Consider the following 24,868-nt stretch of genomic DNA (forward strand, 5'->3'; position numbering starts at 1 on the left):
AGAATCATTATCAATTCTATTGGTTATATTTTATCATCTTACAACTTATTGTCAATGTTATCATTGAAATTAATTATCATTATCACGTTATCCAACTTCTTTTTCATTCAAAAAAACAGACTCTAGACATTTCCGTCTGAGCCTGTTTTTTATGTTAAAACTACTTGATTATTATAAAAATATACTTGGTTTCTTCCCCTAGATTTTCCACAATATAATGCTTCGTCTGATTGTTTAATTAAATCATCTGTCCTACTATCCGTTGATGGAATCATGGTAGCGACTCCTATACTTACTGTCACAACATTTTTTGTTTTCGATAAAGTGTGCTCTATAGCTAAACCTTCAATTTCTCTTCGTATCTTTTCTGCAAATAATAGTGCGATTTCCTTAGTTGTATTTGGAAGAATAATAGAAAACTCCTCACCACCATATCGAGCAACTGTGTATTCATAGATACTTGCAATTTCATCTAATTTCTTCGCAACTTTCCTTAAACATTCATCCCCACCTGTATGACCATATGTGTCATTATAGTCCTTAAAGTGATCAATATCTAAAAGAATAAGGGAAAGAGGTTGAACATTTAACGAATGGTCCCATTCCTTTTCAAGCTTATAATCAAAATATCGACGATTTGATATTTCTGTTAATCCATCAACATTAGAAAGAATCTTCATTTTCCGGACAGCCTCTTTTCTCTCTGTCACATCAGTCCTAACAGAAACATATTGATAGATTTTTCCATCCATTATAAAGGGAACGATGGTCGAATCAAACCATTTATACTGTCCTTTTTTTGAGATATTCCTTATTTCACCTCTCCATATTTTTCCTGACCCAATGGTCTCCCAGAGATCTTTAAAGAAGGAATTTGTATGATATCCGCTATTGATTATTTTATGGGTGGTTCCAATCAATTCCTCGCGTGAAAACCCTGATATTTCAACAAATTTATCGTTTACATAGGTTATTATCCCATTGGGATCCGTAATGCTTACAATCGAGGCTTCTTCTAAGGCAATTTTCAAGTCTTGTAATTCTTCTAGACTTTCTTTTATCTGCTTCTGAAGATTGGATGTATGTTTAATATAATTAATTAGCTTAAAAATGATATAGCCACTTACAATAGATAGAAACCAAAAGGATATAAGAGTATTAGTTAAGATCTGCATGTTTTTAACTAAAAATGTGTACACCACTGTTATTGATAGAACACAATATAAGTTCATATAAATCCAATTATTTTTCTTCCAATAGAGAACGATGAGTCCACTAATTATCCCCATATTAATTGCATTCAATGCCCCAATGTATGAATGAATGGTAAAACCATCAAAAAGAAGCAAACGATTAATAGCAATTATTATTCCAGTAATAATACTTGCTAGTAACCCTCCAAAGCTGGCACTCATGATGATGGAAAGATGTCTCAAATCAACAAGTAGCCCATCATCCACATTTATTCCATAAAACATGATAAATGTACCGAATGCTCCAAATAAAATGCCAGCTAACATTTTTTCTATGGGACTAAGAGTCATTTTCTTTTTAGTAATTGTACCAGTCTTTTCATTAACTATTATCCAAATAAAAAAAATGCTGGAAACAAAAATTGCAAGATTAAGCGTTAAATCTTTGAACAATTCTAATTGCATATTTTTTCCACCTTGATGAAAGTAATAAATCAAAAACCATCATATCACATTTTATATATTAGAATAATATTTTTTAACTGGTAGTTCTGTCTATATCATGGCAAAATATTACTTTTCAGCTTCAAACCAAGCTAAGATTTAGTCAAATATCATTATAGGGTAATCATGGAATTTTGATAAATTAGTTGAAACGCTTAGTACAACCTCCTTTATGGACACGTATAAATACAGTACATATGAAATATGAAGACATAATAAGGAGGAGATGTTTATTTTTATCATAAAAGATAACGTCATCTTAAAGAGAGGTGAAAAGTATGAGTTATTTCACCATCTATTTCACAGTCCTCTCTTTTCTATTAACATTGGTTCTCATTTTTTGGAGACCAAGGGGATTAAACGAAGCTATTGCCGCAACAATAGGGGCCATCCTAATACTTTTAAGTGGAAGTGTTACAGTTATTGATCTAATTGATATATCTGAAAAAGTAACAGATGCAGCCATTACAATCATTGCAACTATGGTGATGGCAATAGCATTGGAAAGCTTTGGATTTTTCCACTGGATTGCTGCCCAATTATTTGAAAAATCAAAGGGATCCGGAATTAGGCTCTTCTGGTTAATAAACCTTTTATGCTTTTTAATGACTTTATTCTTTAACAATGATGGGAGTATTTTAATTACAACACCCATACTATTGTTATTATTTAACATTTTAGGTTTAAAAAAACATCAACAGCTTCCCTATTTGCTAAGTGGAGCGTTAATTGCTACTGCTTCAAGCGCCCCTATAGGGGTTAGTAATATTGTTAATTTGATATCACTTAAAATAATAGGCTTAGACCTTTACCTGTATACTGCCATGCTAATCGTACCAGGAATCCTTGGATTGATTTTTCTCTCTACGTTTCTTTTCTTCATTTTCTATAAGGAATTGCCAAAGGAATTACCGAAACTACCAAGTAATTTCAATTTCCTTCATCCGACGAGATTTCATCCCCTACAGCAGCCTACACGAAAACAATTACCTAAACAACAAACCAACTTGATGATTTATGTCTTAATATTCGTATTAATCATGCGCCTAAGCCTATTCATAGCATCCTATTTTGGCATCCCGGTTTCCATTTTTGCTGTTACAGGTTCCGTCGTTATATTGGCATGGAGATGGTTCCATTTAAAGATTGCTCCAGCTGATCTCATCAGAAAAGCACCATGGGATATTTTAGTTTTTGCTTTTAACATGTATGTAATCATATACGGACTGCATAATATTGGCTTAACGGATATGTTGATTAAGTTTTTAGAACCAATTGTAACTAGTGGCCTATTTCATGCATCTTTTTCCATGGGCACTATTCTAACGATTCTCTCTAACATCTTTAATAATCATCCAGCGTTAATGATTGGGACTTTGACTCTTACTGAAATGGGATTAGATTCCATAACGATGAAAACAATTTACCTTTCAAATATTATTGGAAGTGATATTGGAGCGCTCATTTTACCTATAGGAACCCTCGCAACTTTGATTTGGATGCAAATATTAAGAAGAAATCGAGTAAAAATCTCTTGGAAATATTATTTAAGGGTAACACTAATCGCCATTCCACTTACTGTTCTATTCACCCTTATCTGTTTATATTATTGGATTAGCTGGTTCTTTGTCTAATATGAAAAGGTGACCAACAGAATAGGAGAATTTTCTATCCCAATTAGCTTTTTACACAATAATTGGTGAAGAGAATTCTCCTTTTACCCATGGTTCAACCTTTTTTAAGGAAAGTTTACCGTCTTTAAATGCAGTAGCTTCCAATATACAGTTTGACCGTCTGCAAGGACAAGCTCCACAATATTATTCGATACATTTTTCATTAATCCAACTTTATCAGGATTATCTCCAAGATCAAATACAATTAATTGATTTTTATATTTTTTCAACTCATCTTCAAAGGAACGTGCTAAAGGAAGTGTAGATGGAACAATTGGTAATTCTTCTGTATTTAAAGTATATGGAGTTAATTGATTGAAATATGGTGTTAACCATTTTAAATGTTGCATGGATATCAACACTCTTTTATATACTGGAGAATAAAAGACTACATAGTCATTTAAGACACTGGTAATATATCCGTGGATGGAGCGATTACCCGTGACAAAAATCTCGATAAATTGACCCTTTGCATTCATTAAGATTTTTCGATAGGATATCGATTCCTTTTCAAATTGAAGTGGTACTGCTTCTGGTGGCTTTTCGTTGATTTCTTTTATAATCTTTTCTTTAATGTTATGAAGATGCAGAAATGGGATGTACAGAAATTTCTGACCGTCATATAGAACCAGGATGTCTAAACCAATATCGATTAAGATTCCTGTAAAATAGGTCCGACCAGATATCTCCACTTCTACTTCCTTACCGAGAAAACTTGCAATACCCTGGACTTCACCCATCGTAAGCCTCCCTTCTTGACAAAAATGGTGCACCAGCGAAGACTAATGCACCATTTGAGGTAGAATTTATATTGAGCTAAATTCATTTATGCTTTAGCTTCTGCCTTTCCAAACATAATCAATTGTTTTTACTACATGCTCACGGCTTGATGAGCGGCTACGGCGGGATGACTTTTTAGAGGAATCTTCATTTTTATTTGAAGATGAATCTTTATTTTGATTTTCCTGTGAATTTTCTTGTTGATTATTTTGATTGGATTGCTCACTGCTATTATTATTGTTATTTTGTTTTAATGATCCCTTTGGTCCAGCACTGATACTCCTAATATGGTAAGGGTGAATTCTCAAAACCTCTTGATTGCTTACAAGTGTATAATGTCCACCAGCGTTTTCAACAAGAACTCCTTCCATTGCTTCTGGGCCACCCCTGTTGATGGATACCCACTTATGTGTCATATTTCTAAATACATCATGGAAATCGGTACCTACATGGTATTCTGGATAAGTGACAACATATTGCTGATTCATGTTTCCGTTGTTATTGTTATTATTATTTTGATATTTACAAATGCTTTTTACATGATGAATATTGTAATATACAATTCCATCATCTTCTGTATAAAGTACTAGAAAGTCCCCAGCTACTGTTAAGAGAGTACCATTTTTTGATTCAGGCCCACCTTGATTAATCTGAATAGGAACATTGACTAACTGTGTCATTAATCCGAGGAAATTATCTGCCTGTAAAAAATCTACCTCTTCATTGATTGTTTGAGTAATTTGCATAGAGTTAGATTTGGAATCCTCGCTTATACTTTTTACATGCTGAGCTTGATAATATACAACCGTGTTTTGATTATTCTGATTTTGATTATTGTTATTGTTATTGTTGTTATTGTTGTTATTGTTATTATTATTGTTGTTATTTTGTGCATATAGGGTTACGTAATCTGACTGAACATCTAACAGCATCCCCGTTTTTGACTCAGGACCTCCTCGATAAATCGTCACCATTTTTCCTTTCAGCGATTCTAGGAAAGAATGGAAAGAACTTGTGAGATCGTTATTGGAGTGCTTATTTTCTTGCACATTTTGACTGTTCATTAATATCCTCCTTTGTTTTGTTCTGCAATGTGACTTTAGCTTGGTGAATGAACTAAAATGAATCCGAATTCGCTCCTATTATTGAGTGATTATATATTCATAATTTCATGTATGATCACTTTATTCCTATTAGTCATTTTTCCTCACCGTACAGTCGCCTTTGCATTTCATTTAACCATATAGGTTATATATACTGCATATATACGTATCACGGTTGCTAATTGACCTATAGCTATTGCCTATTTCTATAAAAATCAACTGTAGCCTACTAGAAATGAATTCATTAACAAAAGGAAGGGAGAAAGTACGAAGAAGAAGGTAAATGAAGAGAGAGAGATTCTAATCCAGCTTATATATTTGGCCTTTAATAAAATTCGATCGAGCCTTAATGTAGTTCATAATAAATTCAGGTTCTTTATCGAAATCCTCTATTTTGTCTTTTTTATATGGATCCATTAGAACAAAAGGTCTTATAGATTCATACATAGACTCAATTTTTGGTTTTAGAAAATCAATGGTAAATTGCTCTTGTAATATTTTTTCTAACATTGTTTTATATTGTTTTCTGTACTGATTGTTATCAAGTAAACGTGCAGATAAAGTATTAAATCCTTGGATTCGAACATAGTCTTCTTCCATAACCTTTCCGTTTACATCTCTTCCCCAGGTAGCATCATAATCCCAAGGAATGATTTCAAATTGTCCCGTTTCCCCATTCCGATACAAGGCATAATTATGCACAAACCCATCGTAGTTTTGTGTAAAAATAATTCCTGCTAACCACCTAAGATATTTATCTACATTTATATATTTAGAAATGACCTTTTCAAATTCTTCTCTTGTAGCTGTATTGATTTTTATGATCATTTCCTGAAGAAAATCATCATCTTCTTCAGCACCATATTTCCTTTCATACCCCAGTAATAATGAATCTTTAACCTTTTTATCAAGATCACTCATTAGGGATAGATTAGCATCCCCATCAACTGCATAATATATAGTGCCATTAGGAAGTTCCCTCGCTCGCAAAAAATTCTCATCTACGGATTCTATCTCCAAATACACCCCCTCCTTTCTTCCGTTAATGACGAGAAACACAAAACGCGATTGGGGTGACAAGGTACCAATATCAGAGAAAAAATCCAAAGATAACTTATTTCTAATCATGGATGGATCCTTAAACTCTGCATTAAGATGAATTTCCTTACCTTTACGGAAATAACTTGGCTTATGGAATTGAACATAATATGATTTTTTTTCAAACTTACGAATATGAGATCCACGATATACAATATCAATCTCATATTTTTTTTTATTTAATTTCAAGACGGCTGGAACAGGTTCATCATTCCATATATCTCTCCTCAAATCTCCAATATCCAAAGGATGAATAAAGAGGTGATAATGTGGTATTTGATTGTTTCCCATATAAAAATCATCCCTTTTCACTTTTACAATATTCCTATGAAAAAAAGGACGTATTGCCACATATGACATCTATCTATTTTATTTAAAAATACGCTATTTACTCATACATTTTTACCCTAGTGCACGTACCCTAGTAGTAAGAAAAGGGTGTATGGATATTAAAAGGATATGAACATTCCCATAATACCTCTTCTCTTACACAATCAATAAAGGAGGAATTTTTTTTATGGGTCGTTATACCCGTGATGATATTCAACAGGCTGTTCAAACAGCAAATAATTCTGGTCTAGGAGATTTTATGTTCCAAGACCCTCGATCAAATAAGCGGAAAAAGGGTACTCAAAGAAGATCAAGCCGCGAAACTCGATCCTATCGTCATTCAAGAAGAACGGTTGAAGAAACCTACATGGAAATGACCAGTTCTAGTTGTTCTTGTAGAAGTTCAAGACGCAGTTCTCGCTCATCCCGGAGGAGTACAAAACGCAGCTCCCGCAGATCCTGCAGGAGTACACGTCGCAGTTCTCGTACGTCTTCAAGAAGCTCAAGACGCAGTTCTCGTCAATCCTGTAGAAGTACAAGGCGGAGTTCTCGTTGCTCCTGCAGAAGTACTAGACGCAGTTCTCGCCGATCTTGTAGAAGTTCAAGACGCAGTTCTCGTCGTTCTTGTAGAAGTTCAAGACGCAGTTCTCGTTGCTCCTGCAGAAGTACTAGACGCAGTTCTCGTACATCTTCAAGAAGCTCAAGAAGAAGCTCCAGGAGGAGTTCACGCCGTAGTTCACGTCATACCAGAAAAGGTCCAAAACACAGAAGATCACGTTGCTGCTCCCGCTGCAAAAAGCGCAAATCATATGACTTCTATAAAACAAGAAAGAGATATTGGCGCGGAGGAAATATGTGGGAGTATAGATTAACAAACGAAGACGATTAAGTAATGATTGACTATATCCTTTATAAAAGAATAAAAAGAAGAGTATTCCCAGTTAAAAAGGATACTCTTCTTTTCTTGGTTCAATCAGTTAATCAATTATGGATGATTTTAAAGTTGAAACATACTAATAATATCTTTTAATTCTTTTGACATCTTTAAAAGATGAGTGGATGTTGATGAGATTTCTTGCATTGAAGCCACCTGTTCCTCTGTGGTAGCAAGAACACTTTGTGTTGAACTTGCCGATTCATTTGCAACAGAGGAGATATCCTTCATTGATTGAACAACTTGTTCAGCCCCCTCAGACATTGCTTCAATGGCAGAAGCTACTTGCTCCATTTGTAATGTGACAAGATTGACTGATTCTTGGATCTGCGTAAAAGAATCTCCTGCTGTAGTCATGACTTCCATACCTTCTTTTACCTCATGATTTACAGCTTCCATAGTTTGTACAACTTGCTTGGTTTCTTCCTGTATTTGAGATACTAATTGACTGATTTGTAAAGTAGATTCTGCTGACTTTTCCGCTAATGTTCTCACTTCATTTGCGACTACCGCAAAACCTTTTCCCTGTTCTCCAGCACGCGCGGCTTCTATTGCTGCATTTAACGCCAATAAATTGGTTTGAGCAGCAATTCCCGTTATTACCTCTATAATCTTTCCAATCTCTTGAGAACGATGCCCTAATCCCTGAACTACCTTTGCTAATTCCTGAACGTTTGAATAAATCGAATTCATTTGAACTGCTGCAGTTGAAATGGATGAGGAGCCATGATTTGCTTTCTCGGAAGAATCGTTTATAGTACTGGAAACCATTTTTGTATTACTAACAACCTGAGTTAAGTTATTTGACATTTGAGTAATGATATCAGATGTGAATTTCACACCATTTACTTGATTCTCCGAGCCCGCAGCGATTTCTTCAATCGTTTCCGATATATGTTCAGTTGCCAGAGTAGTTTGTTCCGCACTTTCAGATAACTGTAAGGCAATGCTATTTACTTGTGTGGAGGAGTCATTCACTTTATGTAAAACCTTTCTCCAAGCCTCAGTTGCATGATTCACGGCAATTGCAATCGGCTTTAATTCTCCAACCTGGGACGCTTCAATTTCACCAGAGATGTTTCCCTGGGATAATTCCTCTAAAAATATATTAATCTTACTTATAGGTGCAATAAATCTGCGATAATTTACTACAGAGGAAACAATACCTACAACCACCCCTAATGCAACAATGGAAATTAAGCTTATCCAAAAGGCTATTCCATCTACGTGATTGCTAATCAAAACGCCTAATCCAATCAATAACGTTCCAGGAATAACTACTAATGACGTTCGAATAATATAACTGAATAGACTCATTCGTTTTCTCCTTTATGATAATCAAATTCAAAAAAAGACTATTCAACAACTTATCTTTATCTATGTTTATTAATAGTCACAATATTTCATATATTTCTCCTGTTACTAGATTATAAATTATTATAAAAAACGATTTCAATACATCTTACAAAAATAAATGAACCAAATCTTCTAAGTACCACAATTCTAGTTTAACCTATAAAAACATGTATTTATGGGGACATACTCATACTCATCCCCATCATAATTTAAATACTAATATTTTCTATTTATTAGGTCGGTGATTTAGGAAATTTTGGTAGGCGAAGCCTCTAACCTCCTCCTCCTTAAAATACTTTAATAGTTCATTAATCAGATTTTGACTTTTTGAGGCATCCTCTAATCCATGAACAAAGTTAGTAATACCATCAAAATCGGAACCGAGCCCAATATGATTCACCCCACCGAGTGAGCAAAAATGGTCGATATGTTTGACAATGTCTGTAATAGCTACTTCTTGAGCCAAATTAATAAATGGTGGATAGTAGACAATTGAAATTAGCCCACCCTTAGAAAACATTGCCCGGGCTTGTTCATCTGTTAGGTTCCGAGGATGATTGCAAAGCTTTCTCGCATTCGAATGTGAGGCAACTGGATAATCTGCTAACCCCATTACATCCCAAAATCCATTCTCGCTAAGATGAGATACATCTGTAAAAATTCGATGTTGATTATTAAATTGGACAATTTCTTTCCCAAAGAGAGTTAATCCTCCTCCTCTCGGTTCTCCAGCACCATCTGCTGCTAGATTAGCATTGTTCCAAGTTAACCCAACTGACCTGACCCCTAGCTGATATAAGGCATGTAATTTTGTTAAGTCATTTCCTATTGCGTCAACACCTTCAAGTGTTAGCATGGCACCAATTTCATTTTCCTTTAATTGGTCAAAATCAACCCATTCTTTAATATGGCGCATTTCTTGATTATTCCCAAGAACTTCTTTATAAAAGTAGTCAATTTGAACTAGCGCTTCCTGAAACTTTTGGTCAGAAGGAATCTCTGGTTCAATAAAAATAGCAAAGCATTGTACCTTAATTTTTCCCTTTTGAAGGCGATTTTTATTTGTATGTAACTCTGGGGAATCGGCAAAGCTTAATTTTCCCCTTCCTTCTGAAAGCTTTAATAATGCATCACAATGAAAATCAATAATATTCATGCTGTAACCCCTCTCGATGCTCATTTAATATGTTTTACTTATGGGCTTTAATTAAATTTTTATACTGTTCATAAATTCTTGATGTAATTTCACCCGGAGTTCCCTTACCAATTTCATTCTCATTTATTTTTATGACCGGAATGACCTCAGAGGTGGTGCTTGTAATAAAAACCTCATCTGCATGTAATAAGTCCATTTCACTAAATTGCTGCTCAACTAGCGGTATATTTAATTGAGATAACACATTCTTTACAGCCAGTCTTGTAATTCCAGGAAGGATGTGTTTGGTAAGTGGTGGCGTATAAACCTTGCGATCTTTTACGTAAAACACATTGGAACTAGATCCTTCCGTAACCTGACCATCCCTAACCAAGATGGCTTCATAACTACCAGCGTCATGTGCTGCCTGCTTCGCCAAAATGTTAGGTAATAAATTGAGAGATTTGATATAACAATTTGCCCAACGCTCATCTTCAAGAAGAATGGCTGTTACTCCCCTCAATCTTACTTCAGCTGGTAGAGGCTTAGCTTCTCTAACAGTCATTGAAATAGACATAGGTACATCGGGGAAAAGATGGCCACGGACTGCAATTCCTCTTGTAATTTGTAAATATACAACACATTCTTTTAGCTCAGACTCTTCAATAGCTTTAATTATTAGATTGCAAAGATCTTCTTTCGTTTCTGTTATTCGAAGTTTAATTGCATTCCCACTGCGAATAAGTCTTTCCAAATGTTCATCAAGCATAAAAGGTTTGCCATCATAAACTCGGACTACTTCATAAATACCATCACCAAACTGATGGCCTCTTTCGTCAATAGGCAACACAGCTTCGTTTAGCGACACATACTTTCCGTTAAAATACCCAATCTCCATTGAAATCGCTTCCTTAACTAATTGTATTTTATTTCTTAATCATATGTATCTCTTGTTTTCATTATATTGAAATAAATGAAAATTGGGAACAATTAAAGCGAATTTTATCCAACATCTTCTTTACTGTATATCTATGCTAGTGCTTCATTTATTATCTTCAATAGGAGTGTAGTATACATAAATGATTTTATCTTTAGAAAAAAAAGAGAACCATACAAAGGTACAGTTCTCTCGTCCATTTTATTAATATACTTCTATGCCATATATAGATATATATCCTTCGGTACTTTTTGAAGACTTTAAAACTCCTTTATAAATAACCTTTCCATCTAATAAATTTAAGACCACAATATTTGATGGGGATTGCTTCCGGTCTTTATCTTTTAAATAGCTAGCCGCAATATATATTCGGTCACTATGAATAGATATTGCAGGTGTTTCCAATAATTCCATATTTAATGGTACATCATATTTATTTACCAGTTTTTGATTATGATAATTATAGACCTCAACATGATAGCCCTTTTCGTTATTCACTAAAGTATATATATTTTCATTATCATAGTAAATGTTGGTCGTATTAATATTTAAACCTTGCATCGCTTTTGGTAAGTTAATTTTTTCTAATTCATTTTTTTCAACATCAAAAATAAGTAGTTCGTTTCCAAGCTCTTCAACTACAGAAACACCATCCATCCCATCATTTTGAGGTAATTCTTTTGACTTAATTAAATAATAGATTGCATATTTATTTGCTTTAGTCAGTTCTGTTTCTAGTACCCGTACATAATTTGTTTGTGTCAAACTATTAGAAGTAGACTTTTCATAAATGACTTCATCTCCAACGACACTTTTACTTGGTAGATCGATGCTATATACATGAACGGCTTCCTTTGATCCAGAGAAGTTTAACGTTTCTAATCTTAATTCGTCATCAATCAATTGAACGTCCTTTACATCGAGATACAGAAAGTCTTTTTGATTTGGTACTTCAACTTTAAAAGATTCACGGTTCTTTTTCTTTTTATTTAATATATCTATGTCTACAACAAAAGAATTGCTTCCTGGAGCCCCAGTCTTATTTTTAACATTTGCATATACAAGCGTTTTTTCGTCTTCAAAAAGTGATGCTATGTTTCGTTTTCCTCTCATAAAGGAATGGTACTTCTTTTGAAGGTTTTGAATGGCAATATGATTACTACCTTCTAATAAATCAGCGATTGATGAATTGCTCATATAAGACGTAACTTTTTCAGAAATAGTAAACCCATCATGTGCGCTTCCATTTTCATAAAATCCACTAAGACTAATTCTTTCAATCTCTTTTGCGTCACCCTGCAATGTTTGGAAGTTGTACTTAGGTAGTTTAGATGCAGCTATTGCTGAATTTATATAGAAGGTCCCTATACTCCCAACAATAATAGCAAGTAATAGGAGTAGATTTATATACTTTTTCATTATCTTCACCTCACACTGTAATTCTCTTATTTATTAAAAAGCTACTTACCTTAATCGATAGGGAAATGACAATAATACCCAATAAGGTCTGGAGTGAAATGTACTCTAGTGGATAAAGAATATTTTCCATATGTGATAACGCAAGTACTAAAAGAGGTGCTAGAAAAATGACAACCGATATAAAACAAAATAATACTCCCATTAGAATTCCCTTTAAGCGATAGCTTCTTTCAAAAAGGATGGCTGTAAATATGATTAAGACCGCCATAATTCCAATTCCATAGGAAATAAGAAACATGCTAAAGGAAGTTGGAATGATAAAATTCATTACTTGATTGCTAAGTAGGATTTCTCTAATATTCGCATCTATTCGAAAATCGCCTGGAACAAGCATTTTAAAAAGGGAATTTTGAAAAGGGAGCAGGATAAGCTCAAAGGAAATCAAACCTATGACCATCAAGAATATTGCTGAAGCTTTTGCAAAGAATACGTTCATTCTAGATGATGGCAACATGAGTAGTCTGTAGACAAATGTATTCTTCCCGTACCAGTCTCGATACCAGATTACAAATAGGTAAATTACTAAGGAGGCTGCACATAAGGTAATTGGTCCTAGATATAATAGGGTATCTATTATTTGTGAAAAACTCATTAATCCGAACTGTTCAATATATTCGGTTTTTGATAGTCCTTCTTCAAACATGGATTTATTAGCCCTATTAACATAACCCTTTGAAGAAACGATGACTCCAATAAATTGTGATAAGAAAGTGATTCCCAACAATATATAATACAACTTGCTTGAGCGCTTTAACTCGAAGCTTAATAGCTTAAAATAATGATTCATGCTTAGTACACCTCTCTCATTACATCAACAACTGATTTTCCTTCTTCCAATCTAACAGTTTCCGCATTAAACTCTCTTAAAACCTTGCCGTTGTCCAATAAAACAACCTTATCTAATAAATGTTCAATATCATTTATTTCATGTGTTGTTATTATAACCCCTCGGTCTTCAATAAGATGACTAGTAAAGACCTCTGCAATTTGCTCCCTGCTAAAAATATCAATTCCTGAAAATGGCTCATCCATTAATAAAAAGTCTACATCGATAGCAAGCCCCAGTAATAAATTGACCTTTGCGGTATTCCCCTTTGAAAGCTCTGCTATCTTACTTTCCTCCTGCAATTTAAAAAACTTAAGAAGTTCTTTTGCCCTTTCCTCATTCCAGTTTCTATAATAATCAGCCATAAAACTCATGGCATCACGAATGCTCATATTTGGTGGCATAATAAATGCATCAGGAATAAAGGTGATCTTTTCGTAACTCTTTTTTGAAATCTCTCCATTATTTAGTAAAATTTGACCGCTGTTGATGGGAGTAAGATTCATTATTGCTTTTAAAATAGTCGTCTTTCCTACCCCATTAATTCCTATTAAGCAGGTAATTTCCCCCTTATTTGCTGTAAAAGACACACCGTCTAATACTTTCTTACGACCATACTTTTTTGTTATATTTTTTACTTCAATCATGGTTATCCCCCTTATTCACTCTCGTACTTCTCTTTAATGATGAGTAAAAGCTCATCTGTGGGAACTTTTATTGGTTTTATGGCCCGTACAAATGAATCAACTGCTTCAATAATTAATTCCTCCCTCACCGAACTTAACACCTTCTGATCCGTTGTTATTCGGCTTGGAAAATTGCGTTCTGTATGAATCAAACCCTGTTCCTCCATTTCTTTGTACGCCTTTTGAGCCGTATTCGGATTAATCTTTAACTCTGATGCTAGTTCACGACGTGATGGGATTTCTTGTCCTGAAACATAATTCCCTATCGCGATTTGTTCTTTGAAGTATCGGACAACCTGAAGATATACAGGATCCCGGCTATTAAACGTTATGTTCATCACAACATCTCCTATTTAGATGCATTATTTCCTTTTCTTAGTGTGTGTACCATGTAGTTCATACACCATATGTGTACTATACATGTAATACGCCATAGCTGTCAACATATTAAATAAAAAAAATGGACTAATGCTATACACATTAGTCTGTTAGTGTTTATTTTTTATGCATCTTAAACTCTAAAAATAGCTCATTATAGTGAGCAAGCATCTTTTTCCCTAGATTATCATATACTTCCAGTTTATCTGTCATTTCAGGGTCTGGATAAAACCTCTTATCTCCAGATATTTCCTCAGGCAAATATTCCATGGCCTTTTCATTTGGAGTTGAATAGCCAACATATTCAGTATTTTGTGCGGCATTTTTTGGATCAAGCATGAAATTAATAAACTCATGAGCTCCTTCAACGTTTTTCGCTGTTTTTGGAATGACCATATTATCAAACCATAAATTGGACCCTTCCTCTGGAACTACATAATCAAGCTTTTCATTTTCCCACATAATTTCTGCTGCATCACCTGACCAAACAAGTCCAATGGCTGCCTCTTCATTGGCGAGAAGCATTTTTATTTCGTCCCCAACAATAGCCTTAATATTTGGAGTTAATTTGTCCAGCTTTTTCTTTGCCTTCAGAAGGTGCTCTTCATTTGTATCATTTAATGAATAATGAAGACTATTGAGTCCCATTCCCATTACTTCACGGGCACCATCTACTAGTAATATTTGGTTCTTTAAATCTTTATCCCATAAACCATTCCAGCTTTTCAATTTTTGCCCATTGACAAGATCAGGATTATAGACAATTCCTACTGTTCCCCAGAAATAAGGAATCGAGTATTTGTTCTTTTTGTCGAAGGACAAATCTAAGAAACGAGGATTAATATATTTAAGATTTGGGATTTTTGAATGATCAATAGGAATTAGCAAGTCTTCTTCTTTCATTTTACTAATAGCGTACTCTGAAGGTACGGCAATATCAAATGTCGTCCCACCTTGAGAAATTTTGGTCATCATTGCTTCATTGGAATCAAAGGTTTGATAGATTACCTTTAAACCAGATTCCTTTTCAAATTTTTTTATTAAATCTGGATCAATATAATCGCCCCAGTTGTATACCGTTAACGTATCATTACCTGAAAAGCCTTGACTGGAATTTAGGCGAGAGGTCGTGTATAACAAAACGAAAGCGACAATAAACACTGTTGCAAAAGCACGAATAAGCCCCTTCATTTTCTCGCCTCCAATCTTTTTGGTCGCTGATTCCTTTGATTAATAAAGTAATAACCAATTACCAAAAGAATGGTAAATAGAAAAATCAATGTTGATAATGCATTTATCGTTAGTGAAATTCCTTGTCTAGCTAAGGAATAAATCTCAACAGACAATGTTGAAAAACCATTCCCTGTAACAAAGAAGGTCACAGCAAAATCATCAAGAGAATAGGTTAAAGCCATAAAGAATCCGGCAAAAATCCCTGGTGAAATATAAGGTAAAACCACCTTGGTCATTACATGTAAATTGCTTGCACCTAAATCTCTAGCAGCATCGATTAAACTAGTGCTCATTTCCTGAATTTTTGGAAGCACCATTAAGACAACAATTGGGATGCTAAAAGCAACATGAGATAATAAGACCGAAGCAAAGCCAAGTTTAATTCCTAATATCGTGAAAAATATTAAAAAAGAGGCTCCAATAATAACATCTGGACTTACAATTAAAATATTATTTAAAGTTAAAAGTGTATTTTTCGTTCTTCTTCTTTTTACTCTTGTAATCAGCATGGCCCCACTTACACCAATAATCGTAGCAATGGCAGATGAAAGCAAAGCAATAATCAACGTATTTAGAAAGATGATTAATAATCTGGTATCCGCAAAAACCTCTTTATACCATTCAAGGGTAAATCCATCAAATCCACTCATTGTACCCCCTTTATTAAAGGAGTAATACATTAGATAGAAAATCGGAGCATATAAAAGAATGAAAATGATGATTAAATAGATATTTGCTAGCTTTCTTTTTCCTCTCATAATTCATCCCTCACTTCCGATTTCCTGTTAAGATCATCATTACCGCCATGGCAATAATTAAGAATACAGCAATTGTCGAACCCATTCCCCAATCCTGTGTAACAAGGAAATGCTGTTCAATGGCTGTTCCTAGTGTAATAACACGGTTTCCAGCTATTAACCTTGTAATCATGAATAATGATAAAGCTGGAATAAAAACTGCTTGGCACCCTGATTTTACCCCTTCAACAGTTAAAGGAAAAACAACTCGACGGAACGTTGTCCACGAGGAGGCTCCTAGATCACTTGCAGCATCAATCAGAGAAGGATTAAATTTTTCTAAAGCATTAAAAATGGGCAAAATCATAAATGGGATGAAGATGTAAACAGAAACGAAGACAAAACTAAAATCTGTAAATAATATTTGCTTCGTTCCAATCCCGATAAATTCTAAGAATGAATTTGCCATGCCATAGGTTCCAAATATCCCTATAAACGCGTAAGCTTTTAAAAGTAAATTGATCCATGTTGGGAGAATGATTAATAATAGCCATAACTGCTTGTGTCTTGTTTTGGTCAACAAGTAGGCAGTAGGGTATGCAATAAGTAATGAAAAAAATGTGATTAAAAATGCATACCAGAAAGAGCTAATCGTCATATTTAAGTAAACAGGAGTAAAGAACTTCTTATAATTGGATAATGTTAAATTCCCTTCAATATCAAAAAATGAATAGTATAGGATGAGAAGGATTGGGGCAACCACAAATAATAAAATCCAAAGTAAGTATGGAATTAGGTAAAAATTCCTCGTTCTATTTTGCATGATCTACCTCTTCATACGCTTCGAGACGTCGATCAAATTCTTCTTCTGTTTCCCCAAAACGCATGACATGGATTGCTTCTGGATCAAAATCAAGTCCAATCTCGTCTCCAACATTTGCTTTTCTAGTTGAATGGACTAACCATTCATTTCCTGTCTCATCATAGCAACAAATTTCATAGTGAACCCCACGAAATAGCTGAGAGTCGACTCGAACTGCTAGCTTCCCTTTTCCAATCGTTGTGATTTCTAAATCCTCTGGCCGAATGACAACTTCAACCGGTTCATTTTCATGGAATCCCTTATCCACACATTGAAATTGTTTTCCACCAAACTCAACTAAATAATCATCAATCATTTTACCAGCGACAATATTGGATTCGCCAATAAAGTCAGCAACAAAACGATTGATAGGTTCGTCATAAATATCAGTTGGTGTTCCGCTCTGCTCAATTTTGCCATTATTAAGTACAAAAATTTCATCTGACATTGCCAATGCTTCTTCTTGATCATGTGTGACAAAAATAAAAGTAATTCCAAGACGTCGCTGCAGTTCCCTTAACTCATATTGCATTTCGGTTCTTAGCTTTAAGTCAAGTGCTGATAGAGGTTCATCTAAAAGGATTACCTCAGGCTCATTCACAATGGCACGGGCAATGGCCACCCTCTGACGCTGACCGCCTGACATTTCTCTAATTTCTCTAGTTTCAAAATCCTTTAAGTTAACAAAGCGGAGGGCTTCCCGTACCTTTTCACGAATGGTATTTTCTTTCATCTTTTTTATACGTAATCCAAAGGCTACATTTTCAAACACATTTAAATGTGGAAATAATGCATAATCCTGAAAAACCGTGTTCACTTGACGTTTATTTGCGGGAACATCATTAATTATTTTCCCATGGAGGTACACATTCCCTTTTGTTGGTTCTGTAAAACCAGCTATGATACGTAGAATTGTCGTTTTTCCACATCCTGAAGGGCCAAGTAATGTATAAAACTTCCCACGTTCAATTTCAAAGCTAACATCATCTAATACAACGGGATCATCATCATATTGTTTCGTGACATGATCAAAGCGAATAATTGGATTATCAGCCATAAATGATTCTCCTTCCACCTTATAAGTACAGGATTTTTCTTGAACAATATCCCTATATTATACAAATGTGATTTTCACATGTTAAAATTTTGGATTCACATGTTCATTTAGTCTTTTAATCTATATTACAAGAAGTGACAAAATCCTACTCAATTATTATCCTATCTTTCTCAAGATTCGCAAGTGTTTTAGCGAATTTTGTAATGCATTTTTAAAATTTTAATCGAATTGTCACTAGATAAAGAAAAAATGATGAGAAATAAAGAATTATCTTAATAAAAATGTCATTGAATTTTATTATTATCTTGCTATAAGTTTTCCTATTACCCTTTCATAAGTTTCATTTTGGTGCAATCTGTTATAAAATATATCCATCTAGCAAAAAAAAGCTAATTTTGAATTTTTAGTCTTTAGGATGTGATGAATAAAAAATGGACAATCAAGCCTTGATTGCAATAATTATTTTCTTAATTACCTATGCAGTTATTATTTCTGAAAGAATTCACCGCACCATTATCGCTATCTTTGGTGGAATTCTATTAATCATGTTTCGTGTCATTGACCAAGAAACGGCGATACACCACATAGATTTCAATACGATTGGTTTGCTTATTGGAATGATGATTATTGTCTCGATTACAGCTCAAACAGGTGTGTTTAAATTTTTAGCCATCAAAACAGCGAAGATTGCTAAAGGGGACCCTATAAGGATTCTTATACTATTGGCCCTATTAACAGCATTTGCCTCTGCCATTCTTGATAATGTTACAACTGTTTTACTTGTAGTACCTGTAACAATCAGTATTACATCAAAATTGAAGGTAAATCCCTTTCCCTACTTAATTTCTCAGATTTTGGCCTCAAATATTGGCGGAACTGCAACGATGATTGGCGATCCTCCGAATATTATGATCGGAAGTGCGGTTAAGGAATTATCATTTATTGCATTTATTGATAATTTAACCATTATCTCTCTAATTGTATTAGCTATAACCGTTGCTATTTTTGCTTTGATTTACAAAAAACAACTAAAAACCACTGATGCATTACGGCATGAATTAATGAAAAGCGATGAAAGATTGGAATTAACGGATTCGGTCCTGCTAACAAAATCACTTTTGGTTCTTGCCATAACCATAACGGGATTTTTTGTCCATCAATATATACATATTGAATCAGCAACCATAGCATTATTCGGGGCTTTTCTTTTGCTATTAATCACTGGGGAGGAACATCTAGAATATTCCTTAGAGCGTGTGGAATGGACAACCCTATTCTTTTTCGTAGGATTATTCGTCATTGTTGGTGGATTAGTTGAAACTGGTGTGATAAGTTCACTAGCTAAAAATGCACTAGAATTAACGCAGGGAAATCTTGAAAAAACTACATTTTTAATACTATGGGTAAGCGCAATTGCCTCTGCATTTGTTGATAATATCCCTTTTGTTGCGACCATGATACCATTAATTCAGGAAATGGGAAACATGGGAATTACTAATCTAGAACCACTTTGGTGGAGCTTAGCTCTTGGTGCATGCCTTGGGGGAAATGGGACATTAATTGGGGCTAGTGCAAACTTGGTTGTTGCAGGGCTGGCAGCTGCTGAGGGACATAAAATTACATTTGTAAAGTTTTTATTAATAGGCTTTCCACTTATGATCCTTTCGATTGTTATCTCTTCTATTTATATTTATTTAAGATATTTATTATAGTCTAAAGAAAGACTGACCAAGCTAATGGGTCAGTCTTTTTTTCACCTAAATCTTTATGGGCATGAAGCATGTATGTTTCATTTGTTAATAAGGAACATATTCCCTATTCCTTCATATTTTAAAAATATATATCAAAAAAATGCAGAGGTTTAATTAAACTTAAGGGAAATTCATAGGAATGAGGGAGAAGACCAATGTTTTATAATTATCCACCCTATCATTGCCCTGCCTGCTCTTACCAAGCATTTTACCCTCCACTTTATAACTTCTATCCACAACCATATTCATACCCTTACTTCTTTTCTCCATATGGGCGGACGTTAAGAGAAACTCCCATCAAAGGGAAAGCAACATGGACTTGGGGCGGCATGACAACAAAATGCAATATTCCATGGTCATATAACCATAACATGACTGCGGCTGTTGGAAGAAATAGTCCTTTTCAATGTGGACAAAGGTTAAAGGTCAAAAATATCTCAGTAACCCCCTATACGGAAGTAGAAGTGACCGTTGTTGATGAAGTTGCTCAATACCCAGCAAATAAAATTAGTCTTCACCGGGTAGCTTTTGAGGCATTAGGTATTTCTCCTAGTGCAGGGGTTATTAATGTAGAAATCACTCCAATTCAAGGTTAGATTTTTTATAACTCCTTCAGCTTTGTGGACGATTTATCTGTATTATTTAAGAAAGCTGGAACTATGCTTATAGTCAGAGGTTGACCCATTAGTTGCTTCACGCGACTAGTGGGTTAACCTTTTTTGGTTAACTTATCCTTCATAAGTTTGTCAATTTCCTTTTACAACATTGTGAACTTGTTCACATTTAATACTATTCTTCTTTGAATTTTGTTATTCTACATTCGTAATCATAAATAACTTATTTAACATGAAAGGATGAGAAATCATGTTTGTTAAATTTTTTAGAGAAAACGTAATTGCTTCTGCGTTGCTATTAGTGGCTCGTTTGTATTTAGGGTATGAATGGATGAACGCAGGTATTCATAAATTGACTGGTGGGTTTGATGCTTCCGGTTTCCTAAAAGGAGCATTGGCTGGAGCTTCTGGAGATCACCCAAATGTTCAAGGTTGGTGGGCAGCATTCCTAGAGAATTTCGCTATTCCTAATGCAGACCTTTTTAGTACATTAATTCCTATAGGTGAAACTTTAGTTGGTCTTGGATTAATCTTAGGTTGCTTAACAACAGCAGCTGCTTTCTTTGCAGCAGTAATGAACTTTTCTTTCTTATTTTCTGGTACAGTAAGTACGAACGCTCAAATGGTATTGTTGACTGTATTTATTCTTGTTGCTGGTGCTAATGCGGGAAGATTTGGACTTGATTATTATGTAATGCCATTTATCCGTAAGCAAATGGATAAGAGGAAGGGTGCAGCTGGTAGAGCTGTAAAGGCTTAAATATTATTACGCTCGCTTATATTCGACATGAACTGACCATCATTTTGATGGTCTTTTTTTAATCCCTCATTCTTAACTTTTACCACTATTTTAATAGTTATTATATCAACTGTTCATACCATCCCTTTGTTTTCATAAAGTAAGAATCACGGAATGTTTTGGAAAGAAGTTAACACGACTTTTTTCCTTAGTGGAATTAAATATCTTACGTTCTCGAATTATGACTCCTCTTGAATTATTGTTCCACATATCCAAGTCTTGTAGAGATTTTTTTCCCTATGACGATTAACTGATCCTTCAATTCATCCAGCCTATTCGAGGTCATTCTAATGGATGGACCAGAGATGCTTACAGCTGCAATAGCTTTTCCAAGGTGATCAAAAATGGGGACCGCAATACATATAATCCCATACTCATTTTCTTCCAAATCCAATGCATAACCTTTTTCCTTCACTTGAGCCAATTCTTTCATAAATTCATTCTGATTTGTGAAGGTATTGGCTGTATGTACTGGTAGACCTTTTCGATGAATAATTTCCAATGCGGTATTAGAAGGTAAATTTGCCAATATCGCTTTTCCAACCGATGTACAATGCATTGGGGCTCTTTTTCCAACCCTAGAATGCATCCTTAATGTCTCATTTCCTTCTAATTTTTCAATATAGACAACCTCTCCTTGGTCATATACAACAAGATGGATGACTTCATTTGTTTCTGCTTCAAGCTCTTGAAGAAAGGGTCTTGCCTCACTTCTCAAATCAATTGAATCCAAGAGCTTTGAACTAATTTCTAAAAATTTGTATCCCAGCTTATATCTACCTGATTCAACATCTTGTTCTATATATCCATATTGGCAAAGTGTAGATAAAATACGATGAACAGAACTCTTATTAATATCAATTTGATTGGCAATCTCAGTTACTCCTAAGCCGCCTCTTTTCGCACTAACCAGTTGTATTATATCCAATGCGCGACTTACGGATTTGACCATATTTTCTCTGTCCATTTTTCTACACCTCTACTGAAATATAAGTCTGTTATAACAAATAGTAAATGTTTCCTTATTTACTAATAGGGACTTCAAATTAGGTGCCAAACAATTTTATCTAATGCCTAACACCTAACTTGAAATGGCCCCTCTATTTTGTCAAATTACTGTTTTACTGCAAATTTTGCTTTTGCTTCAATCCTACGGCGATGCAAAATTGGTTCAGTATATCCATTTGGTTGATCATATCCCTTAAAAACTAAATCACAGGCTGCTTGGAAGGCAACAGACTCTTCATAATTAGGAGCCATTGGACGATAGTTAGCATCTCCCGCATTTTGCTCATCCACAACGATTGCCATCCGCTTAAATGTTTCTAATACCTGCTCTTTTGTACTAATTCCATGATGTAGCCAGTTTGCCATATGTTGGCTGGAAATACGAAGAGTAGCACGGTCCTCCATTAAACCAATATTATTGATATCAGGTACTTTAGAGCAGCCTACACCTTGTTCAACCCAACGCACAACATATCCCAAAATTCCTTGGGCATTGTTATCGAGCTCTTGTTGGATTTCCTCTGGAGACCAATCTGTATTTTTAGCTACTGGGATTTCAAGAATTCCATTCTTTACATCCTGGACTTCATTTTTCAACTGGTCTTGCACTTCTTTATAATCTACTTGATGGTAATGTAACGCATGAAGTGTAGCAGCTGTAGGAGAAGGAACCCATGCTGTATTTGCACCAGCTTTTAAATGGCCAATTTTTTGTTTCAACATATCTGCCATTAAATCAGGCATTGCCCACATACCTTTTCCAATTTGGGCTTTACCCTGTAATCCCGCAGTTAATCCAACAAAAACATTTTGTTTCTCATAGGATTGCAACCATGTGGAATTTTTCATTTCATTTTTGCGAATCATAGGACCCGCTTCCATAGAAGTATGCATTTCATCCCCAGTACGATCTAGGAATCCTGTGTTGATAAATACAACCCTATCTTTCACCTCATAAATAGCATTTTTTAAATTTAATGAAGTTCTGCGTTCTTCATCCATAACCCCAATTTTCAACGTATTTGGTTCTAATCCTAATAAATCCTCTACATGACTAAATACTTCACTAGCGAATGCCACTTCTTTAGAACCGTGCATCTTAGGTTTTACAATATAGATGGAGCCTTTTTTAGAATTTTGATATTGTCCATTTCCCAGTAGACTATGCTTTGCAATTAAACTAGTGACAACAGCATCCATAATTCCTTCTGGAACTTCTTTATCTTGACCATATAAAATTGCATTGCTTGTCATTAAATGACCTACATTACGAACAAACATCATAGAGCGACCGGATAATACTAATTCCTCACCGTTAGGCGTTGTATATACACGATCAGGATTCATTGTACGAGTCATGGCTTTTCCATCTTTATTAAATGTTGCTGAGATATCACCTTTCATAAGTCCAAGCCAGTTGCGATAAACATTTACTTTATCTTCTGCATCTACAGCAGCAATGGAATCTTCACAGTCCATTATTGTTGTTGTAGCTGCCTCTAAAAGAACATCCTTCACACCAGCACTATCTGTTTTTCCAATAGGATGATTAGGATCAATCTGGATTTCAAAATGAAGTCTATTATTGATTAATAATACAGCAGTTGGATGGTTGGCCTCCCCTTGATATCCAACGAGCTTTGAATCATCTAAAAGACCAGTTACTTCTCCATTAGTTAGAGTAACTGATAGCTTTCCGTTCAAAATTTTGTATTCTGCAGCATCTTTATGTGAATGATTTTTTAATGGGGCTGCTTGATCAAGGAAATCTTTTGCAAAGGCAATAACCTTTTCCCCTCGAACTGGGTTGTAACCACCAGAACGTGTAGCTCCACCTTCCTCACTAATTGCATCCGTTCCATAAAGTGCATCATATAGACTTCCCCAGCGTGCATTAGCTGCATTTATTGCATATCGAGCATTATCTATTGGTACGACTAACTGTGGCCCTCCTTGCACAGCTATTTCTTCATCAACATTTTTTGTCGTTATTTGGAAATCTTCTACTTCCTTCTCAAGGTAACCAATGCTTTCTAAGAAGGCTTTATACTTTCCAAAATCGAAATTGTCCTTGTTATCCTTATGCCAGTTATTTATTTGCTCTTGAATTTCATCACGGCGGGCTAATAATTGTACATTCTTTGGTGCCAAATCATGTATGAGTTGATCAAGATCTGCCCAGAATTTTTCAAGATCTACCCCACTTTCAGGTATTGCTTCTTTGTTAACAAAATCATAAAGAGATGCTGCTACCTGAAGATTACCTACTTTTACATATTCGCTCATCTGAATAATTCCTCCTAAACCCCAAAATTTCGTTTGAAAACAACATTTGTATTAGTACGTAGGCTGATATGATGAATGACCATTCTTGTTTGCTATTACAAAACGCTGT

The 24,868-nt window shown here is 34.8% G+C and carries 22 protein-coding genes; 5 read left to right on the top strand and 17 right to left on the bottom strand.

Annotated features, from left to right (window positions below; all coding sequences use genetic code 11):
• Window positions 1-149: 149 nt before the first annotated feature.
• A complete protein-coding gene (locus BQ6100_RS07870; protein WP_075981151.1) occupies window positions 150-1,658 on the bottom strand; it encodes a diguanylate cyclase domain-containing protein in 1,509 nt (502 codons plus the stop codon).
• A gap of 317 nt (window positions 1,659-1,975) precedes the next feature.
• On the opposite strand from BQ6100_RS07870, the gene BQ6100_RS07875 reads away from it, so the two are divergent.
• Window positions 1,976-3,331 carry an arsenic transporter gene (locus tag BQ6100_RS07875; protein ID WP_075981152.1) on the top strand — a complete coding sequence of 452 codons (1,356 nt, stop codon included), beginning with the start codon at window positions 1,976-1,978 and terminating at the stop codon, window positions 3,329-3,331.
• A 104-nt stretch (window positions 3,332-3,435) separates the two neighbouring features.
• Here the strand turns inward: BQ6100_RS07875 and BQ6100_RS07880 are convergent, their stop codons facing one another.
• From BQ6100_RS07880 to BQ6100_RS07890, 3 genes are all read right to left on the bottom strand, one after another.
• Window positions 3,436-4,110, bottom strand: coding sequence for a DUF2642 domain-containing protein (locus BQ6100_RS07880; protein WP_075981153.1), 675 nt, complete (start codon window positions 4,108-4,110; stop codon window positions 3,436-3,438).
• A gap of 93 nt (window positions 4,111-4,203) precedes the next feature.
• Entirely contained in the window at window positions 4,204-5,214 is a 1,011-nt protein-coding gene (locus BQ6100_RS07885) for a spore coat protein (protein ID WP_099421390.1), read from the bottom strand.
• A gap of 339 nt (window positions 5,215-5,553) precedes the next feature.
• The gene (locus BQ6100_RS07890; protein WP_075981154.1) at window positions 5,554-6,642 is read right to left on the bottom strand and encodes a CotH kinase family protein; all 1,089 of its coding nucleotides are present in this window, start codon (window positions 6,640-6,642) and stop codon (window positions 5,554-5,556) included.
• 226 nt (window positions 6,643-6,868) lie between these two features.
• Here BQ6100_RS07890 and BQ6100_RS21995 point away from each other — a divergent pair, with 226 nt between their 5' ends.
• Window positions 6,869-7,570, top strand: coding sequence for a CotG/ExsB N-terminal domain-containing protein (locus BQ6100_RS21995; RefSeq protein WP_075981155.1), 702 nt, complete (start codon window positions 6,869-6,871; stop codon window positions 7,568-7,570).
• A 108-nt stretch (window positions 7,571-7,678) separates the two neighbouring features.
• Here the strand turns inward: BQ6100_RS21995 and BQ6100_RS07900 are convergent, their stop codons facing one another.
• The 11 genes from BQ6100_RS07900 to BQ6100_RS07950 form a co-directional block, all read right to left on the bottom strand.
• Complete coding sequence (locus BQ6100_RS07900; protein ID WP_075981156.1) at window positions 7,679-8,932, bottom strand: methyl-accepting chemotaxis protein; 1,254 nt, start codon at window positions 8,930-8,932, stop codon at window positions 7,679-7,681.
• 265 nt (window positions 8,933-9,197) lie between these two features.
• A complete protein-coding gene (locus tag BQ6100_RS07905) occupies window positions 9,198-10,127 on the bottom strand; it encodes a dipeptidase (protein ID WP_075981157.1) in 930 nt (309 codons plus the stop codon).
• A 34-nt stretch (window positions 10,128-10,161) separates the two neighbouring features.
• A complete protein-coding gene (gene dat, locus BQ6100_RS07910) occupies window positions 10,162-11,004 on the bottom strand; it encodes a D-amino-acid transaminase (RefSeq protein WP_075981158.1) in 843 nt (280 codons plus the stop codon).
• A gap of 243 nt (window positions 11,005-11,247) precedes the next feature.
• Entirely contained in the window at window positions 11,248-12,462 is a 1,215-nt protein-coding gene (locus BQ6100_RS07915; protein WP_075981159.1) for a hypothetical protein, read from the bottom strand.
• Window positions 12,463-12,472: 10 nt separating this feature from the next.
• On the bottom strand, window positions 12,473-13,309 hold the full coding sequence (locus BQ6100_RS07920; RefSeq protein ID WP_075981160.1) for a hypothetical protein: 837 nt from the start codon (window positions 13,307-13,309) through the stop codon (window positions 12,473-12,475).
• A gap of 2 nt (window positions 13,310-13,311) precedes the next feature.
• On the bottom strand, window positions 13,312-13,995 hold the full coding sequence (locus tag BQ6100_RS07925; RefSeq protein WP_075981161.1) for an ABC transporter ATP-binding protein: 684 nt from the start codon (window positions 13,993-13,995) through the stop codon (window positions 13,312-13,314).
• 11 nt (window positions 13,996-14,006) lie between these two features.
• Entirely contained in the window at window positions 14,007-14,372 is a 366-nt protein-coding gene (locus tag BQ6100_RS07930; RefSeq protein ID WP_075981162.1) for a GntR family transcriptional regulator, read from the bottom strand.
• Between the two features lie 157 nt (window positions 14,373-14,529).
• Window positions 14,530-15,603, bottom strand: coding sequence for an ABC transporter substrate-binding protein (locus BQ6100_RS07935; RefSeq protein ID WP_075981163.1), 1,074 nt, complete (start codon window positions 15,601-15,603; stop codon window positions 14,530-14,532).
• Window positions 15,600-16,403 carry an ABC transporter permease gene (locus BQ6100_RS07940; protein WP_075981164.1) on the bottom strand — a complete coding sequence of 268 codons (804 nt, stop codon included), beginning with the start codon at window positions 16,401-16,403 and terminating at the stop codon, window positions 15,600-15,602. The genes BQ6100_RS07935 and BQ6100_RS07940 overlap by 4 nt, the downstream gene beginning before the upstream one ends.
• Window positions 16,404-16,413: 10 nt before the next feature.
• Entirely contained in the window at window positions 16,414-17,205 is a 792-nt protein-coding gene (locus tag BQ6100_RS07945; RefSeq protein WP_075981165.1) for an ABC transporter permease, read from the bottom strand.
• The gene (locus BQ6100_RS07950; protein ID WP_075981166.1) at window positions 17,195-18,301 is read right to left on the bottom strand and encodes an ABC transporter ATP-binding protein; all 1,107 of its coding nucleotides are present in this window, start codon (window positions 18,299-18,301) and stop codon (window positions 17,195-17,197) included. Before BQ6100_RS07950 ends, BQ6100_RS07945 begins: the two co-directional genes overlap by 11 nt.
• A 431-nt stretch (window positions 18,302-18,732) precedes the next feature.
• On the opposite strand from BQ6100_RS07950, the gene BQ6100_RS07955 reads away from it, so the two are divergent.
• From BQ6100_RS07955 to BQ6100_RS07965, 3 genes are all read left to right on the top strand, one after another.
• The gene (locus BQ6100_RS07955) at window positions 18,733-20,013 is read left to right on the top strand and encodes an ArsB/NhaD family transporter (protein ID WP_075981167.1); all 1,281 of its coding nucleotides are present in this window, start codon (window positions 18,733-18,735) and stop codon (window positions 20,011-20,013) included.
• A 194-nt stretch (window positions 20,014-20,207) separates the two neighbouring features.
• Entirely contained in the window at window positions 20,208-20,648 is a 441-nt protein-coding gene (locus tag BQ6100_RS07960) for a hypothetical protein (RefSeq protein WP_075981168.1), read from the top strand.
• A gap of 268 nt (window positions 20,649-20,916) precedes the next feature.
• On the top strand, window positions 20,917-21,426 hold the full coding sequence (locus BQ6100_RS07965; RefSeq protein ID WP_075981169.1) for a DoxX family protein: 510 nt from the start codon (window positions 20,917-20,919) through the stop codon (window positions 21,424-21,426).
• A gap of 235 nt (window positions 21,427-21,661) precedes the next feature.
• Here the strand turns inward: BQ6100_RS07965 and BQ6100_RS07970 are convergent, their stop codons facing one another.
• Window positions 21,662-22,432, bottom strand: a complete 771-nt coding sequence (locus BQ6100_RS07970; protein WP_075981170.1) for an IclR family transcriptional regulator — start codon at window positions 22,430-22,432, stop codon at window positions 21,662-21,664.
• Between the two features lie 146 nt (window positions 22,433-22,578).
• On the bottom strand, window positions 22,579-24,759 hold the full coding sequence (locus BQ6100_RS07975) for a malate synthase G (protein ID WP_075981171.1): 2,181 nt from the start codon (window positions 24,757-24,759) through the stop codon (window positions 22,579-22,581).
• Between the last annotated feature and the right edge of the window lie 109 nt (window positions 24,760-24,868).

Source organism: Bacillus massilinigeriensis (assembly GCF_900117315.1).
GTDB classification, from domain to species: Bacteria; Bacillota; Bacilli; order Bacillales; family Cytobacillaceae; genus Bacillus_BE; species Bacillus_BE massilionigeriensis.

Excerpts from the sequence above, each read along its gene's own strand:
- BQ6100_RS07870 (WP_075981151.1), bottom strand. The coding sequence starts at position 1,658 with ATGCAATTAGAATTGTTCAAAGATTTAACGCTTAATCTTGCAATTTTT.
- BQ6100_RS07875 (WP_075981152.1), top strand. The coding sequence starts at position 1,976 with ATGAGTTATTTCACCATCTATTTCACAGTCCTCTCTTTTCTATTAACA.
- BQ6100_RS07880 (WP_075981153.1), bottom strand. The coding sequence starts at position 4,110 with ATGGGTGAAGTCCAGGGTATTGCAAGTTTTCTCGGTAAGGAAGTAGAA.
- BQ6100_RS07885 (WP_099421390.1), bottom strand. The coding sequence starts at position 5,214 with ATGAACAGTCAAAATGTGCAAGAAAATAAGCACTCCAATAACGATCTC.
- BQ6100_RS07890 (WP_075981154.1), bottom strand. The coding sequence starts at position 6,642 with ATGGGAAACAATCAAATACCACATTATCACCTCTTTATTCATCCTTTG.
- BQ6100_RS21995 (WP_075981155.1), top strand. The coding sequence starts at position 6,869 with ATGGGTCGTTATACCCGTGATGATATTCAACAGGCTGTTCAAACAGCA.
- BQ6100_RS07900 (WP_075981156.1), bottom strand. The coding sequence starts at position 8,932 with ATGAGTCTATTCAGTTATATTATTCGAACGTCATTAGTAGTTATTCCT.
- BQ6100_RS07905 (WP_075981157.1), bottom strand. The coding sequence starts at position 10,127 with ATGAATATTATTGATTTTCATTGTGATGCATTATTAAAGCTTTCAGAA.
- dat (WP_075981158.1), bottom strand. The coding sequence starts at position 11,004 with ATGGAGATTGGGTATTTTAACGGAAAGTATGTGTCGCTAAACGAAGCT.
- BQ6100_RS07915 (WP_075981159.1), bottom strand. The coding sequence starts at position 12,462 with ATGAAAAAGTATATAAATCTACTCCTATTACTTGCTATTATTGTTGGG.
- BQ6100_RS07920 (WP_075981160.1), bottom strand. The coding sequence starts at position 13,309 with ATGAATCATTATTTTAAGCTATTAAGCTTCGAGTTAAAGCGCTCAAGC.
- BQ6100_RS07925 (WP_075981161.1), bottom strand. The coding sequence starts at position 13,995 with ATGATTGAAGTAAAAAATATAACAAAAAAGTATGGTCGTAAGAAAGTA.
- BQ6100_RS07930 (WP_075981162.1), bottom strand. The coding sequence starts at position 14,372 with ATGAACATAACGTTTAATAGCCGGGATCCTGTATATCTTCAGGTTGTC.
- BQ6100_RS07935 (WP_075981163.1), bottom strand. The coding sequence starts at position 15,603 with ATGAAGGGGCTTATTCGTGCTTTTGCAACAGTGTTTATTGTCGCTTTC.
- BQ6100_RS07940 (WP_075981164.1), bottom strand. The coding sequence starts at position 16,403 with ATGAGAGGAAAAAGAAAGCTAGCAAATATCTATTTAATCATCATTTTC.
- BQ6100_RS07945 (WP_075981165.1), bottom strand. The coding sequence starts at position 17,205 with ATGCAAAATAGAACGAGGAATTTTTACCTAATTCCATACTTACTTTGG.
- BQ6100_RS07950 (WP_075981166.1), bottom strand. The coding sequence starts at position 18,301 with ATGGCTGATAATCCAATTATTCGCTTTGATCATGTCACGAAACAATAT.
- BQ6100_RS07955 (WP_075981167.1), top strand. The coding sequence starts at position 18,733 with ATGGACAATCAAGCCTTGATTGCAATAATTATTTTCTTAATTACCTAT.
- BQ6100_RS07960 (WP_075981168.1), top strand. The coding sequence starts at position 20,208 with ATGTTTTATAATTATCCACCCTATCATTGCCCTGCCTGCTCTTACCAA.
- BQ6100_RS07965 (WP_075981169.1), top strand. The coding sequence starts at position 20,917 with ATGTTTGTTAAATTTTTTAGAGAAAACGTAATTGCTTCTGCGTTGCTA.
- BQ6100_RS07970 (WP_075981170.1), bottom strand. The coding sequence starts at position 22,432 with ATGGACAGAGAAAATATGGTCAAATCCGTAAGTCGCGCATTGGATATA.
- BQ6100_RS07975 (WP_075981171.1), bottom strand. The coding sequence starts at position 24,759 with ATGAGCGAATATGTAAAAGTAGGTAATCTTCAGGTAGCAGCATCTCTT.